16 protein-coding genes are annotated in these 14,541 nt (G+C 75.2%); 10 read left to right on the top strand and 6 right to left on the bottom strand.

Annotated elements, in window-relative coordinates:
• Positions 1-33 precede the first annotated feature (33 nt).
• Positions 34-1,119: a hypothetical protein gene (locus ACFWEG_RS24125; protein ID WP_387218793.1), complete on the bottom strand. Its 1,086-nt coding sequence runs from the start codon at positions 1,117-1,119 to the stop codon at positions 34-36.
• A gap of 138 nt (positions 1,120-1,257) precedes the next feature.
• Between ACFWEG_RS24125 and ACFWEG_RS24120 the strand changes: the two genes are divergently transcribed.
• A complete protein-coding gene (locus ACFWEG_RS24120; RefSeq protein ID WP_387218790.1) occupies positions 1,258-1,713 on the top strand; it encodes a DUF4442 domain-containing protein in 456 nt (151 codons plus the stop codon).
• Positions 1,714-1,794: 81 nt separating this feature from the next.
• Here the strand turns inward: ACFWEG_RS24120 and ACFWEG_RS24115 are convergent, their stop codons facing one another.
• A complete protein-coding gene (locus ACFWEG_RS24115) occupies positions 1,795-2,331 on the bottom strand; it encodes a gamma carbonic anhydrase family protein (RefSeq protein WP_387218787.1) in 537 nt (178 codons plus the stop codon).
• A gap of 110 nt (positions 2,332-2,441) precedes the next feature.
• Between ACFWEG_RS24115 and ACFWEG_RS24110 the strand changes: the two genes are divergently transcribed.
• Positions 2,442-3,188, top strand: coding sequence for an acyltransferase (locus ACFWEG_RS24110; RefSeq protein ID WP_387218784.1), 747 nt, complete (start codon positions 2,442-2,444; stop codon positions 3,186-3,188).
• Positions 3,189-3,291: 103 nt separating this feature from the next.
• Here ACFWEG_RS24110 and ACFWEG_RS24105 read toward each other — a convergent pair whose 3' ends face one another.
• The gene (locus tag ACFWEG_RS24105) at positions 3,292-4,152 is read right to left on the bottom strand and encodes an EamA family transporter (protein WP_387218781.1); all 861 of its coding nucleotides are present in this window, start codon (positions 4,150-4,152) and stop codon (positions 3,292-3,294) included.
• Between the two features lie 97 nt (positions 4,153-4,249).
• Here ACFWEG_RS24105 and ACFWEG_RS24100 point away from each other — a divergent pair, with 97 nt between their 5' ends.
• Positions 4,250-4,822 carry a helix-turn-helix domain-containing protein gene (locus ACFWEG_RS24100; protein WP_387218777.1) on the top strand — a complete coding sequence of 191 codons (573 nt, stop codon included), beginning with the start codon at positions 4,250-4,252 and terminating at the stop codon, positions 4,820-4,822.
• 42 nt (positions 4,823-4,864) lie between these two features.
• Here ACFWEG_RS24100 and ACFWEG_RS24095 read toward each other — a convergent pair whose 3' ends face one another.
• Entirely contained in the window at positions 4,865-5,299 is a 435-nt protein-coding gene (locus ACFWEG_RS24095; protein ID WP_387218774.1) for a CoA-binding protein, read from the bottom strand.
• Between the two features lie 133 nt (positions 5,300-5,432).
• On the opposite strand from ACFWEG_RS24095, the gene ACFWEG_RS24090 reads away from it, so the two are divergent.
• Positions 5,433-6,104 (top strand): ThuA domain-containing protein, encoded by a 672-nt coding sequence (locus tag ACFWEG_RS24090; RefSeq protein ID WP_387218770.1) that lies wholly within the window; start codon positions 5,433-5,435, stop codon positions 6,102-6,104.
• Entirely contained in the window at positions 6,089-7,177 is a 1,089-nt protein-coding gene (locus ACFWEG_RS24085) for a Gfo/Idh/MocA family protein (RefSeq protein WP_387218767.1), read from the top strand. Before ACFWEG_RS24090 ends, ACFWEG_RS24085 begins: the two co-directional genes overlap by 16 nt.
• A gap of 55 nt (positions 7,178-7,232) precedes the next feature.
• Here the strand turns inward: ACFWEG_RS24085 and ACFWEG_RS24080 are convergent, their stop codons facing one another.
• A complete protein-coding gene (locus ACFWEG_RS24080) occupies positions 7,233-7,820 on the bottom strand; it encodes a MarR family winged helix-turn-helix transcriptional regulator (protein ID WP_387218764.1) in 588 nt (195 codons plus the stop codon).
• Between the two features lie 76 nt (positions 7,821-7,896).
• On the opposite strand from ACFWEG_RS24080, the gene ACFWEG_RS24075 reads away from it, so the two are divergent.
• The 4 genes from ACFWEG_RS24075 to ACFWEG_RS24060 all read left to right on the top strand — a co-directional run bounded on the left by ACFWEG_RS24075 (position 7,897) and on the right by ACFWEG_RS24060 (position 13,428).
• Complete coding sequence (locus ACFWEG_RS24075; RefSeq protein WP_387218761.1) at positions 7,897-8,310, top strand: organic hydroperoxide resistance protein; 414 nt, start codon at positions 7,897-7,899, stop codon at positions 8,308-8,310.
• 73 nt (positions 8,311-8,383) lie between these two features.
• Positions 8,384-9,028, top strand: coding sequence for a YigZ family protein (locus ACFWEG_RS24070; protein ID WP_387218758.1), 645 nt, complete (start codon positions 8,384-8,386; stop codon positions 9,026-9,028).
• Between the two features lie 72 nt (positions 9,029-9,100).
• A complete protein-coding gene (locus tag ACFWEG_RS24065; protein WP_387218756.1) occupies positions 9,101-10,261 on the top strand; it encodes an exonuclease SbcCD subunit D in 1,161 nt (386 codons plus the stop codon).
• Positions 10,258-13,428 carry an AAA family ATPase gene (locus ACFWEG_RS24060; RefSeq protein ID WP_387218753.1) on the top strand — a complete coding sequence of 1,057 codons (3,171 nt, stop codon included), beginning with the start codon at positions 10,258-10,260 and terminating at the stop codon, positions 13,426-13,428. The genes ACFWEG_RS24065 and ACFWEG_RS24060 overlap by 4 nt, the downstream gene beginning before the upstream one ends.
• On the opposite strand, the gene ACFWEG_RS24055 is transcribed toward ACFWEG_RS24060, so the two are convergent.
• Positions 13,418-13,864 (bottom strand): Lrp/AsnC family transcriptional regulator, encoded by a 447-nt coding sequence (locus ACFWEG_RS24055; protein WP_387218750.1) that lies wholly within the window; start codon positions 13,862-13,864, stop codon positions 13,418-13,420. The two genes, ACFWEG_RS24060 and ACFWEG_RS24055, sit on opposite strands and share 11 nt — an antisense overlap.
• Before the next feature lie 94 nt (positions 13,865-13,958).
• Between ACFWEG_RS24055 and ACFWEG_RS24050 the strand changes: the two genes are divergently transcribed.
• On the top strand, positions 13,959-14,453 hold the full coding sequence (locus ACFWEG_RS24050) for a rhodanese-like domain-containing protein (RefSeq protein ID WP_387218747.1): 495 nt from the start codon (positions 13,959-13,961) through the stop codon (positions 14,451-14,453).
• The last annotated feature ends 88 nt before the right edge of the window (positions 14,454-14,541 follow it).

Here is a 14,541-nt window from a genome sequence, read left to right as displayed (position 1 = left end):
TCCCGGGGGCGGGGCGGCCGGCCGCTGCACAGCTCACTGCTCGGTCGGCTTGGCCTCGGTCAACCGGACCGTCTTGAGGATCTGCTGGATCGTCGCGTCCGAGAACTCCTCCTTGACGCCGGCCGCGCCGAACAGGCTCCAGGAGACGTAGTCGCCGTTGCCGTTCTCGAAGCCGAAGGAGACCGCCTTGCCCTCGGTGTCGCAGCGGTTCTCCTTCTTGACCCCGGTCGACTTCGCGGTCGCCACGCTGCCCTTGAGGCCGGAGGTGCTGGTGAAGGGCACCGGCTTCGTGATCTTCACCTTCTTCTTGTCCGGCTGGGTGTACGCGGCCAGGACCCAGGTGCCGGCCGTCTGGTAGGCGACGTCGTCGAGGTCCTTGGCCCCCTCCGCGCCCTTGCTGCCCGCCGCGGCCAGCTCGTGGTTCTCCTTGCTGCCGTCCCCGTCGGAGTCGATCGAGCACCACTCGCTCTTCAGCATGGCCGGACCGGTCCAGCCGATCATCGCGCTGCCGTCGTCCTTGGCCTCGTCCTCGAAGAAGTAGAACGACTCGGGCGACGCGAGCTCCCAGTCGGCCGGCACGTCGAACGCCGTGCCCCACTTGGTGCTCACCACCGTCTTCCAGCCCTCGACCTGCGGCTTCTCCGAACTGGAGCCGTCGCGCGGGTTCGCCGTCGCGCTCGGCTCCGGCTTCTTGGAGGCCGAGGGGGAACTCGCGGCGGCCGGCTTGGCGTCGTCGCCGTCGTCACCGCCGAACACCACGACGCCGGTCACTGCGGCCGTGACCACGACGGCCGAGGCCGCGACGATCGCGATCAGCCGCGTCTTCGCCCGCTCGTCCCGCTGCGGGGGCACGGGCCCGCCGAGCGGCGTGGTCGGCGCGTTCCACGGCTGCCCCGGCTGACCGTACGGTCCGGGCTGTCCGTAGGGGCCCGGCTGCTGCTGGTAAGGGCCGGGCTGCCCATAGGGTCCGGGCTGTCCGTACGGGCCCGGCTGCTGTCCCGGCGTCGGAGCGCCGCCCTGCTGGTACGGGTTCGGCGCCTGCCCCTGCTGGGGGTCCTGGCTCCGGTTCTGGTCCTGCGGGTTCTGCTCGCCCCCGGGCGGCTGCTGTCCTGGCCACATGACCGGTAACCATAGAGGGGCCGTCGGCGGGGCACCACGGCCGCCCCGGGACCCGTCCGGTCGCGGACGATTCGCCCCATCTCCCCACGGTCCGCAGGGGGATGGTCAAGGCTGGTTACCAGCGAGTAATATACGGCCATGAGCGCAGACCAGAAGTCGACGATCGGCGAGATGCTCGCCGCCACGGTCCCGATGGTGCGGACCCTGAACCTGGAGTACCTGGAGACGGCGCCCGAGCGGGCCGTGCTCCGCCTGCCCGACCAGCCCGAGTACCGCAACCACGTCGGCGGACCGCACGCGGGCGCGATGTTCACGCTGGCCGAGTCCGCCAGCGGCGCGATCGTCATCGCCGCCTTCGGCGACCAGCTCGGGCGGGCCGTCCCCCTGCCCGTCCACGCGGACATCGCCTTCAAGAAGCTGGCCCGCGGCGTGGTGACCGCGACCGCCACCCTCGGCCGCCCGATCGCGGACGTCGTCGCGGAGCTGGACGGGGGCGGGCGGCCGGAGTTCCCCGTCGCCGTCGCGATCCAGCGCGAGGACGGTGCGGTGACCGGCGAGGTCAACGTGGTCTGGACGCTGCGGCCCAACGACTGACGGTCCGTCCCGGGGCGGGCGGCCGGGAGCGGGGCGCTCGCGGGGTGTTCCGCCCCGGAAGCCCCGCCCCGGCTCCTTCGCTCAGCCCTCGTGCGCCGCGCGGTGGCGGGCCGACTGATCGACGTAGACGGCCGCGTTGAGCGCGATCCCGGCCCGCTCCTCGTCCGTCAGCTCCCGCCGGACCTTGGCCGGCACCCCGGCGACCAGCGACCCGGGCGGCACCACCATCCCCTGCGGGACCAGGGCCTGCGCGGCGACGAGCGAACCGGCCCCGATGCGGGCGCCGTTGAGGACCGTGGCGCCCATGCCCACCAGGACGTCGTCCTCGACCGTGCAGCCGTGCAGCACCGCGTTGTGGCCGACGGAGACCCGGGCGCCGACGACCGCGGGGAAGCCGGGGTCGGCGTGCACCGTGCAGTTGTCCTGGATGTTGCTCTGCTCGCCGATGGTGATCGACTCCTGGTCGGCCCGCAGCACGCTCTGGTACCAGACGCTCGCCCCCGCGGCGAGGGCGACGTCGCCGAGCACGACGGCGGTCGGTGCGACGAACGCACCCGGGTCGATCCGCGGCTCCACGCCGCCGATACCCATTACCAGTGCCTGCCGCTCGGTGGCCATGCCCGTCTCCTTCTCGATGGCGTCCGCCCCCGGGAGTCCCTGGCCCGTTGGGGTGAAGATCACAGCGTACGGGGCGGGGGCGGCGGGCTACCCGTGAGTACGGTGAGCGGGTGCCGAAGAAGAGAGCGACGCCCTCCGCTACGGCCGCCCGGCTGGCGCAGCGCGCGGTCCACGCGGGTTGGCGGTTCGTCCAGCGGGCGGGCGCCGTCACCGCCGAACACCCCGGGCGGCTGCGTTTCGGGGCCATCGGGCACGGCACCCGGCTGGCGTTCCCGCAGGGGACGGTCTTCGGCGAGCCCTGGATCCACCTCGGCGACCACTGCATCATCGGCGAGCAGGTCACCCTGACGGCCGGGATGATGCCCGACCTCGACCTCGGCCCCCACCCGATCCTGCGCCTGGGCAACGGCGTCGTCCTCGGCCGCGGCAGCCACGTCATCGCCGACACCTCCGTCACCATCGGCGACGACTGCTACTTCGGCCCGTACGTCTACGTCACCTCCACGAACCACTCCTACGACGACCCGCACCAGCCCGTGGGCAAGCAGTGGCCGCGGACCGATCCGGTCGCCATCGGCCCCGGCTGCTGGATCGGGACCGGGGCGGTGATCCTCCCGGGCGCGCGCCTCGGCCGGAACGTCGTGGTCGCGGCCGGAGCGGTCGTGCGCGGCGAGGTCCCCGACCACGCGGTGGTCGCCGGGGCGCCGGCCAGGGTCGTCCGGAGCTGGAGCCCGGAGGCGGGCTGGCAGCCGCCGCTGCGGACGCCGGCGCCCGTGCCGATCCCGGACGGGGTGACGCCGGAGCAGCTCGTGGCGCTGGAGGAGTGGGCCACGGCACCGCCCGAGAGCGCCCCCTGAGCGATCCGTCGAGGGTGGGCCCCGTCGAGGGTGGCCCCCGTCGAGGGTGCGCCCGGGAGCCGTCCCCCGAGTGCCGTCTCCCGCGGTCGCTCCCGCCCGCGGATCAGCTCGCCAGCAGCACCGAGCCCACCAGGGCGAGCCCTGCACCCGCCGCTTGGACGGCCCGCAGGCGCTCCCCCAGCACGAACCGCGCCGCCAACGCCGTCACCACCGGGTACAGCGAGGCGAGCACGGCGGCGACGGTCACCGGGCCCAGCTGCGCGGCCTGCGCGTAGGTGCCGTTCGCGGCGACGTCGGCGAGCCCGACGAAGGCCAGCGCGGGCAGCGTGGCGACGATCACCCGCCGGCCGTCCGCGGGCAGGACGGGAGCGCCCCGGCGGTGCGAGGCCAGCAGCGCCGTCCCGCCCACGGCCACGTTGGTCACCCGCTGCACGAACAGCGCGAGGAACAGGCCGGTCAGCGTGGTGGAGGCCTCCGAGATCAGCGCCATCACCGCGCCGAAGCCGAAGGCGGCCACCAGCGTGAGCAGCACGGCCTGCCGCTGCACGGGTGCGCCGCGCAGCTCCGGGCCGCCGGCCAGGACGATGCCGGTCACCGCCACCGCGATCCCCGCGAACTGCAGCAGCCCCGGGCGCTCGCCGAGGATCAGCCCGACTCCCACCGGCACCGCCACCCCGATCGAGCCCAGCGGCGAGACGACCCCCATCGGGCCGAGCGCGAGCGCGCGGTAGAAGCAGAGCATCGCCACCGGACCGACGAGCCCCGCCGCCACCGCGAACCACAGTCCGGACCCGGCCTCCCGCCACGCCCCCGTCGCCACCACGATCGCGCCGAGCACCACGGCGGCGATCGTCTGCGAGACGACGATCACGGTCAGCGCCGGCGTGCGGCGCGCCAGCAGCCCGCCGCCGAAGTCGGCGAGCCCCCACAGCAACGTGGTGGCCAGGGCGAAGAGAGCTGTCATGACGGGCCTCGCAGTACAGTGTGGTGAACCTTCGGTGCAGCCCACCGTAGTTCACTGCAGTGCACTCCTGCATCCACGATATTGGACGGACCGGCCCGTGGCGGATCTCGATCAGCTCACCCAGCACCTCGCGCGCAACGTGAAGCGCTGGCGCTCCGAACGCGGCTTCACCCTCGACGGGCTCGCGGCCCGCGCCGGCGTCAGCCGCGGGATGCTCATCCAGATCGAGCAGGCGCGCACCAACCCCAGCATCGGTACGGTCGTCAAGATCGCTGACGCCATGGGCGTCAGCATCACCACGCTCCTCGACTACGAACAGGGCCCCCTCGTGCGGGTGGTCCCGCCCGAAGGGGCGGTCCGGCTGTGGTCCACCGAGGCGGGCAGCTACAACGTGCTGCTCGCCGGGACGGAGGCCCCCGGTCCGCTCGAGATGTGGGACTGGCACCTGATGCCCGGCGAGCACTCCGCCTCCGACCCGCACCCCGAGGGCACCGCGGAGCTGCTCCACGTCACGGCCGGCGTCCTCACCCTCGTCGTCGACGGCGTGGAGCACCGCGTCCCCAGCGGAAGCTCGGCCTGCTTCGAGGGCTCGGCCGCGCACGCCTACCGCAACGACGGCGACGAGCCGGTGCGGATGACGATGGCCGTGTCGGTGCCGGGCGTGCGCTGAGGCGGCCGGCATCCCGTGTCCGCGGGCCGGCCGGCCGCCGTCTCAGCCGAGGCGGGGGATCTCGATGGCCGGGCAGCGGTCCATCACCATGTCCAGACCCGCGCCCCGGGTGCGCTCGTAGGCCGCCTCGTCGATGACGCCGAGCTGGAACCACACGGCCTTCGCGCCGGCGGCGACTGCCTCGTCGGCGACCTGGCCGGCCAGGTCGCTGTTGACGAAGACGTCGACCACGTCGACGGGGAAGGGGACGTCCGCGAGCGACGCGTAGCCCTGCTCGCCGTGGACCGTCTCCGCCTTGGGGTGGACGGGCACGACGCGCTTGCCGAAGCGCTGGAGCACCTCGGCCACGCCGTAGGCCGCCCGGCCCCGGTTGCCGGAGAGGCCGACCACCGCCCATGTGTCACCGGTCTCGGTCAGGATCCTGCGGATGGTCGCTTCGTCGGCGTACACGGTCTGCCTCCCTGTGGGTCGGGGCATGTCTCGCTCGCGACAACGGGGCCGGGCGCCCGGCGATTCCCGACGCGGTCTTCCCTTCGTGCGGGGCCGCGGGTGAGGGTGGGCGCGTGATCGTTCGACGGGAGAGCCGGTCCGGCGGAGGGGGAGTGCCGACATGACGCGGTCCGGGGAGAAGCGGGCGCTGGTCGTACGGGGCGGCTGGGAGGGGCACGAGCCCGTGAGGATCACGGACCTCTTCGTGCCGTTCCTGCGGGAGCACGGATTCGCGGTGCGCACCTCGCAGTCGCTCGACGTCTACGCCGACGCCGAACTGCTCGCCGCCACCGACCTGGTCGTGCAGTGCTGGTCCATGGGGGAGATCACGCCGGAGCAGAGCGCGGGGCTGCGGGACGCCGTGCTCGCCGGGACGGGGTTGGCCGGCTGGCACGGGGGGATCGTCGACGCCTTCCGCGACGACCCGGACCACCAGCTCCTGACCGGCGGCCGGTTCGTGATGCACCCGGCCGGCTTCCACGACCACCGGGTGCGGATCGAGCCGGAGCGGGCGGAGCACCCGGTGGTCGCCGGGCTGTCCGACTTCACCGTGCACACCGAGCAGTACTGGGTCGCGACCGACGCGCTCAACGAGGTGCTGGCCACCACCGTCTTCCCCGCCGGCGCCTTCGGGCTGGGCCTGCACGAGCCGGTGGTGATGCCCGCGGTGTGGACCCGCCGCCGGGGCGCCGGGCGGGTGTTCGTCTCGACCGTCGGCCACAAGCCGGACGACTTCGACGTGCCCGAGGTGCGGGCGCTGACCGAGAGGGGACTGCTGTGGGCGAGCCGCTGAGGATCGGCATGGTGGGCGCGGGGAAGATCAGCGGCGAGTACCTCGACACCCTCGCCCGCCTCGACTCCGTGCGGCTCACCGCCGTCACCGACCTCGACCCCGCCCGGGCGAAGGAGGCCGCGCGGCGGGCGGGGGAGGACGTGGCCGTCCTCCCGTCGGCCGCGGAGCTGGTGGAGCGCGAGGACGTGGACGCCGTGCTGAACCTGACGGTGCCGGCCGTCCACGCCGGCGTCGCCATGACCGCGCTGGCCGCGGGGAAGCACGTCTACGGCGAGAAGCCGCTCGGCGTCAGCCGCGAGGAGGCGCGGGACGTGCTGACGGCGGCCCGCGCGGGCGGCCTGCGCGTCGGCTGCGCGCCGGACACGGTGCTCGGCACCGGGGTGCAGACCGCGCGGCGCGCCGTCGACGAGGGGCTGCTCGGGACGCCCGTCGCGGCGACGGCCTTCATGGCCACCGGCGGCCCCGAGCGCTGGCACCCCGACCCGGAGTTCTACTACCGGCACGGCGGCGGCCCGCTGCTCGACATGGGCCCGTACTACCTGACGTCGCTGGTGCACCTGCTCGGCCCGGTCGCCGAGGTCTCCGGCATCGCCTCCCGGCCCCGCGGGCGGCGGACCGTCGGCAGCGGCCCGCGGGCCGGGACCGGCTTCGACGTCGAGGTGGACACGCACATCAGCGGCGTCCTGCGGCACGCGAACGGCGTCCTGACCACGCTGATCATGAGCTTCGACATCCACGCGGCCCGGCTGCCGCGGATCGAGGTGCACGGCGTCGACGGCTCGCTCTCGGTCCCCGACCCGAACCTCTTCGAGGGTCCGGTGGAGTTCTGCCCTGCGGGCGGCGACTGGCGGCTGCTCCCGCCGTCGGCCGGCTACCCGGGGGCGGGGCGCGGGACCGGGCTCGCCGACCTCGCCGACGCGCTCGCCGCGGGCCGCCCGCACCGGGCCTCGGGCGAGGTCGCGGAGCACGTGCTCGACGTGATGCTGACGCTCCTGGACGCGGTACGGGAACGGGTCTCGCTGCCGGTGGCGGGGACGTGCGAGCGGCCGGAGGCGGTGACCGCCGGGCCGTGAGGCGCGGGGACGGCGCTCCGGCGGCCGGGCCCCTCGATTCCGGTTGGCGACCTTGTCAGGAGGCGGCGCATCCGCCGGGGCCCGTGGCGTCGGGGCGCGACCCGGCGGCGGTGGGCTCCCCTTCCCATGCGTCCTCCTCGGCGGACCGCGCTTCGAACTCCGCACGGTCGAGCCGTTCGGTGAGCGTCTCCAGGACCGTGCGGAGCTGCTCGGCCTGCTCCAGCGAGTAGCCGGTCGCGGCCGCGATCCGCCCGGGCACCTGCAGCGCCTGTTCCCGCAGCTCCAGGCCCGCCCCGGTCGGCCGGACGGTCACCGAGCGCTCGTCGCGGGCGCTGCGCCGGCGCTCGACGAGCCCCGCCGACTCCATCCGCTTCAGGAGCGGCGACAGGGTGCCCGAGTCGAGCCGCAGCAACTGGCCCATCCGCTTGACCGGCAGTTCGCCGTGCTCCCAGAGCACCAGCATGGCGAGGTACTGCGGGTAGGTGAGGCCGAGGTCCTTCAGGGCCGTGCGGTACACGCCGTTGAAGGCCCGGGTCGCCGCGTGCAGGGAGAAGCAGATCTGCAGGTCGAGGCGGAGGTGGTCCTCGGCCCGCGCGGCCCCCTGGTGCTCTGTCGTCGCCATGCGTCCAGGATACGCGCGCATCATTCAGTTGTGCACAATTAAATTGTGTGCTTCAGTTATGGGGTCAAGGAATTCGTCGCACACCGGAGGGACCCCCATGGACGCGCTCTACACCGCCGTCGCCACCGCCAACGGCCGCGAAGGCCGTGCCGTCAGCTCCGACGGCGTCCTCGACCTGCCCCTCGCCATGCCCCCGGCCCTGGGGGGCAGCGGCCAGGGCACCAACCCCGAGCAGCTCTTCGCCGCCGGCTACGCCGCCTGCTTCGCGAGCGCCCTCGGTCTGGTCGGACGGCAGGCGAAGGTCGACACCAGCGAGGTCTCGGTGACCGCCGAGGTCGGCATCGGCAAGGACGACCCCGGTTTCGCGCTCTCCGTCGTCCTGCGGGTCGAGCTGCCCGAGGCGCTCGCCGCCGACGGCACCGGCCGCAAGCTCGTCGAGCAGGCCCACGAGGTCTGCCCGTACTCGAAGGCGACCCGCGGGAACATCCCCGTCGAGCTCGTCGTCGAGTGACCGACGCCGCCGGAGGACCGCGGCCGGCTGCGGCCGCCGCGGCCCGGCCCGGGGGTGCGCATAGGCTGGCGGCATGCCTGACCAGTACCGCACCGTCGCCCGCCCCGGCCGACACGAGACCGAGGTGAACCGGTCGCGGTTCCTGTGCACCCTCGCCCCGGCCGCGACCGAGCGGGAGGCGCAGGACGTGATCGCGCGGGTGCGCGCCGAGCACGCCGACGCCAACCACAACTGCTGGGCGTACGTGATCGGGGCCGACGCCTCTGTGCAGAAGGCGAGCGACGACGGCGAGCCCGGCGGCACGGCCGGCCTGCCCATGCTCCAGATGCTCACCCGGCGGGACGTGCGCTACGCGGTCGCCGTCGTCACCCGCTACTTCGGCGGGGTCAAGCTCGGCGCCGGCGGACTGATCCGGGCCTACGGAGGAGCGGTCGGCGAGGCGCTCGACGCGATCGGCACCACCGTCCGGCAGCGCTTCCGGATCGTCACCGTCACCGTCGACCACCAGCGCGCCGGCAAGGTGGAGAACGACCTCCGCTCCACCGGCCGCTGGGTGCGCGACGTGGCCTACGGCGAGGCCGTCACCCTGGAGGTGGGCCTCCCGGACGCCGAGGTCGACGCGTTCCGCGCCTGGCTGGCCGACGCCACGGCCGGCTCCGCGCGGCTCGACCTCGGCGGCGAGGCCTACGGGTCCGCGGGAGACACCGACGGGGCCTGAGCGCACCGGCGGGTGCCCTGGTTCCGCCCTGCTCGCCCGGACTGTCGGTGCCTGCCGATAACCTCGTGGCCCATGAGGCTGCTGCACACGTCCGACTGGCACCTGGGCCGGTCGCTCCACCGCGAGAGTCTGCTCGAGGCCCAGGCCGCCTACCTCGACCGGCTGCTCGACGTCGTCCGCGAGCACGCGGTCGACGTCGTCCTCGTCGCCGGGGACGTCTACGACCGGGCCGTGCCGCCGCTGGCCGCCGTCGACCTCTTCGACCGGGCGCTCCACCGGCTCGCCGACGCCGGCGTCCCCACCGTCATGATCTCCGGCAACCACGACTCCGCCCGGCGCCTCGGCGTCGGCGCGCGCCTCATCGAGCGGGCCGGCATCCACCTGCGGACCGACCCGTCCGGCTGCGCCGAGCCCGTCCTGCTGTCGGACGACCACGGCGAAGTCGCGTTCTACGGCCTGCCCTACCTGGAGCCCGCCCTCGTCCGCGAGGAGTTCGACGCCGACCGGGCCGGACACGAGCCCGTGCTCGCCGCCGCCATGGACCGGGTGCGCGCCGACCTCGCCGGCCGCCCCGGAACCAGGTCGGTCGTGCTCGCCCACGCCTTCGTGGCCGGCGGCGAGCCGAGCGACAGCGAACGGGACATCACCGTCGGCGGGGTCGCCGCCGTCCCGGCCGGCGTCTTCGACGGGGTGGACTACGTGGCCCTCGGCCACCTGCACGGCAGCCAGCGGATCACCGAGCGGGTGCGCTACTCCGGCTCACCGCTCGCGTACTCCTTCTCCGAGGCCGACCACCGCAAGACCATGTGGCTCGTCGACCTCGGGCCCGGCGCCGAGATCACCGCCGAGCGCGTCGACTGCCCGGTCCCCCGGCCGCTCGCCCGGATCAGCGGCCGGCTGGACGAGGTCCTCGCCGACCCGGCCCACGCGCGGCACGCGGCGGCCTGGCTCGAGGTCACCCTCACCGACCCGCAGCGCCCCGAGGACGCCATGGCACGGCTCACCGAGCGGTTCCCGCACGTCCTGAGCCTCCTCTTCGCACCCGAGCGCCCCGACGGCGACCCCCGCGCCTCCTACGCGCAGCGGCTGCGCGGGCGCGGCGACCACGAGATCGCCGACGACTTCGTCGCCCACGTCCGCGGCGCCGGCCCCGACCCGGCCGAACGCGCCGTCCTGCACGCCGCCTTCGACGACGTCCGCGCCGACGACGCCCGCCACGAGGTCGCCCGATGAGGCTCCACCAGCTGACGATCAGCGCCTTCGGCCCCTTCGGCGCCCCCCAGCGCATCGACTTCGACGCCCTCACCGCCGCCGGCCTCTACCTGCTCCACGGCCAGACCGGCGCCGGCAAGACCTCCGTCCTCGACGCCGTCTGCTACGCCCTCTACGGCGCCGTACCCGGCGCCCGGCAGGGCAACGCCCTGCGCAGCGACCACGCGCCGACCGGGACCGTCACCGAGGTCGTCCTCGAACTGACCGCCGGCGGTCGCCGCCTGGAGATCACCCGCCGCCCGGCCCAGGACCGCCCCAAGAAGCGCGGCGACGGCGTCACCCAGGAGAAGGCCGTCACCCTCCTGCGCGAGCACCGGCCCGGCGAGGGCTGGCAGGGGATCAGCAAGTCCCACCAGGAGATCGGCGAGGAGATCGGGCAGCTGCTCGGCATGAGCCGCGAGCAGTTCTGCCAGGTCGTGCTCCTCCCGCAGGGCGACTTCGCCCGCTTCCTGCGCTCCGACGCCGAGGCGCGCGGCAAGCTGCTCGGCCGCCTCTTCGACACCCGCCGCTTCGCCGCCGTCGAGGAGCGGCTCACCCACCTCAAGCGCGCCGCCGAGAACCAGGTCCGGGAGGGCGACGAGAGGCTCCTCGCCCTCGCCCAGCGCATGCGGCAGGCCGCGGGCACCGGTGCGCGCGAATGGCCCCAGGTCGACGCCCGCCCCGGCGACCCGGGGCTCGCCGGCGCCGTCCTCACCTGGGCCGCCCTCGCCCGCGCCGAGGCCCGCGAACGGCAGGACTCCGCGGCCCTCGCGCTCACCGCCGCCGAGGAGCGGCTGGCCGCGGCCCGCCGCCTCCTGGACGAGCAGCGGGACCTCCACCGCCTCCAGCTGCGGCACGCGGAGACCCGCCGCCGCGCCGACGAGCTCACCGCCCGCCGACCCGAGCACGACCGCCTGCACGCCCGCCTGGAGCGCGCCCACAAGGCTGCCCTCGTCGCCCCCGCGCTCGCCCTGCGCGCCGACGTCGAGCGGGAGCACACCGATGCCCTCGCCGCGCGGGACCGCGCCCGCGGACGACTCCCGGACGCGCTCGCCGACGCCGGCGCGGACCGGCTCGCCGCGCTGGAGCGGCAGCTCCGCCAGGAGCTCGGCGCCCTGGAGGCCGCCCGCCGGGCGGAGCGGCGGGCGGCGGACATCCGCGCGGAGCGCGAGCGCCTCGACCGGCAGCAGCGGGACGACGACGAGTTGCGCCAAGAGGCCGAGACCTGGCTCGACGGGTGGGACGACACGTCGCGCCGCCTCGAACGCCGCATCGAGGACGCCCGCTCCGCCGTCCTCCGCGCCGAGGCCCTGTCCGGCGAACTGGAGCCGGCCCGCGACCGGCTGGAGGCGGCGCGTCGCCGCGACGAACTGGAGCTGCGCCTCGCGGACACCGGCGTCCTGCTCGACGAGGCCAGGGAGTTGGCCAACACCGCCCACGAGCGGTGGCTCGACCTCAAGGAGCGCCGTCTGCGGGGCGTCGCCGCCGAACTCGCCGCCGAGCTGGCCCCCGGGCGGCCCTGCGCCGTCTGCGGCGCGGTCGAGCACCCCGCACCCGCGCGACCGGGGGCCGGCCACGTCGACCGGGCCACCGAGGAGGCCGCGTACGCGGAGTACCGGCACGCCGGCGCGCGGCGGGAGCGGACCGAGGGCGACCTGGCCGCACTGCGGGAGGAGTGCGCGACCGCCCGCGCCGAGTCCGGCGGGGCGCCGACGGCCGAACTCGCCGCGCGGGCCGACCGGTTGCGCCGCGAGCACACCGAGGCCCGGGCCGCCGCGGCCGACGCCCACCCGGCCGCCGAGGCCCTCGACCGGGCCCGCAGCGAGCACGCCGCGCGGATCGACACCCGGCAGCGAGCCGAGCAGCGGATCGCGGCCTGCCTCTCTCGCCGCGAGGCGCTCGACAACGAACTCGCCGCCATCAAGGACCAGTTGCGGAACGCCCTGGCGGGAGACCGGCACGACACCGGCACCGGCACCGACGCGCCGACCGCCGCCGACCCGAACGGAGCCGCCGACAGCGGTCGGACTCCCGACATGGTCCGGGCCGCCGGCCAGGACCACTCGGACCCTGGCCCGGTCGCCGGTCGCGACCCTCGTCCCGCCGCATCGCGCTGGGGCGCCCGCAGCATCGCCGAGCACGCCGCGCTGCTCGAACGGCGGGCCGGGTTCCTCGGCGACGCCGCCGAGGCGGCCCGCGCCGTCGACATCGCCGTCCTGCGGCTGAAGGAGGCCGACGGCCGCCTCGCCACCGCGGCCCACGATGCGGGGTTCCCGAGCCCGGAGGCTGCGGCCGCCGCCGTCGTGCCCCCGGCCGAGCAGACCGCGATCGAGCGCCGGCTCGACGCCTGGGACGCGGAGGAAGCCGCCGTCGCCGACCGGCTCGCCGAACCCGACACCCGGGCCGCCGCCGCGCAGCCCCCGGCCGACCCGCAGGCCGCCGTCGCGGCCGGCGAGCACGCCGAGCGCACCGCGCGCGACGCCGCCTCGGCGCTCGCGGCCGCCCGCGAGCGGACCGCCGACCTCGGCCGGCTCTCCCGCGAGGCCGCCACCGAGGCCCTGCGCCTCGGGCCGCTGCGCGCGGAGTACGAGCGGGTGGGCCGGCTCGCCGGGCTCGCCGCCGGCACCTCGGCCGACAACGAGAAGAAGATGCGGCTGGAGAGCTACGTCCTGGCCGCCCGCCTGGAACAGGTCGCCGCGGCCGCCACCCTGCGCCTGCACCGCATGTCCGGGGGCCGCTACACCCTGGTGCACTCCGACGACCGCGCCGGCCGCGGCCGCAGCGGTCTCGGCCTGCACGTCGTGGACGCCTGGACCGGGCGCGAGCGGGACACCGCCACCCTGTCCGGCGGCGAGACCTTCTTCGCCTCCCTCGCCCTCGCCCTCGGCCTCGCCGACGTCGTCACCGACGAGGCGGGCGGCATGCGGCTGGACACCCTCTTCATCGACGAGGGCTTCGGCAGCCTCGACGAGCAGACCCTCGACGAGGTCCTCGACGTCCTGGACTCGCTGCGCGAACGGGACCGCAGCGTCGGCATCGTCAGCCACGTCGGCGACCTGCGCCGGCGCATCCCCGCCCAGTTGGAGGTCGTCAAGGGGCGGCACGGCTCGGCGGTCCGCCACCGTACGGCCGAGGGGGTCAGCGGCTGATCGCCCGCCCGGGCAGCGGCGAGGAGTACACGACGCTCGTCGTGACCGAGCCGAGCGCTCCGAGCTTCCCGGAGATCTCCTCCAGGTGCCGCATGGAGCGCGCGGCCACCTTGATGACGAAGCAGTCGTCGCCCGTCACGTGGTGCGCCTCCAGAACCTCCGGTGTCACGGCGACGAGGTCGTGGAACGGCTTGTAGTTGCCGGTCGGGTAGCGCAGCCGCACGAAAGCCATGATCGGCAGCCCGAGCCGCTCCGGGACCACGACGGCCGCGTAGCGCTCGATCACCCCCGACTCCTCCAGCCTGCGCACCCGTTCGGTGACGGCACTGGACGACATCGAGACGGCCCGCGCCAGGTCCGCGTAGCTCGCCCGTCCGTCGCGCTGGAGGACGTCGAGGATGCGCCAGTCGGTGGCGTCCGGGGAATAGTCGGTCATGCGGCAGGAATAGCATCGGGATCCCCGGCCGGACAAGCCGTGCGCCGGGGAATCCCCCTTCCACGGGTGATCGCGGGCTCGTAGATTTCCGCACATGACCACGACACCGCAGACCACCGCCCCCGCCCCCGCCCACGCCGTCCTGCGCGTACCGCCCGCCGCGCCCGCGGCGGCCGCCGCGTACTTCCGGGCGAGCCTCGCGTTCCACGCGGACGTCGCCGACGTCGCCGCCGCGCTCGCGGCCGGCGGCGACCCCGGCTTCGTCGTCGTCGACTCGCGCTCCACCGACGCCTGGAACCAGGGGCACGTGCCCGGGGCCGTCCACCTGCCCACCGCGCAGATCCCCGCGCAGGCCGAGCGGCTCCTCGACCGGTCCGTCCCCGTCGTCACCTACTGCTGGGGCCCCGGCTGCAACGGGGCCGCCCGGGCCGCGCTCGCACTCGCCGAACTCGGCTACCAGGTCAAGGAGATGCTCGGCGGATTCGAGTACTGGGCGAGGGAGGGCTTCGCCTACGCGACGTGGGAGGGGACGCGGCGCCCCGACCCCGACCCGCTCACCACGCCCGTCGACGGCGAGTGCGGCTGCTGATCCGGCCGTCCCGTCAGCGACCGGCCGCGGCGGACCACCCCGGCCGGGACCGGCGGCGGCCCGGGCCGGGGCAGGCGCCGCCCCGCCC

Origin of the sequence: Streptomyces sp. NPDC060194 (assembly GCF_042728285.1) — a bacterium.
GTDB lineage: Bacteria > Actinomycetota > Actinomycetes > Streptomycetales > Streptomycetaceae > Streptomyces.
Note: the sequence above shows the minus strand (reverse complement) of the source record. Positions and strands in the feature narration are given on the sequence as shown.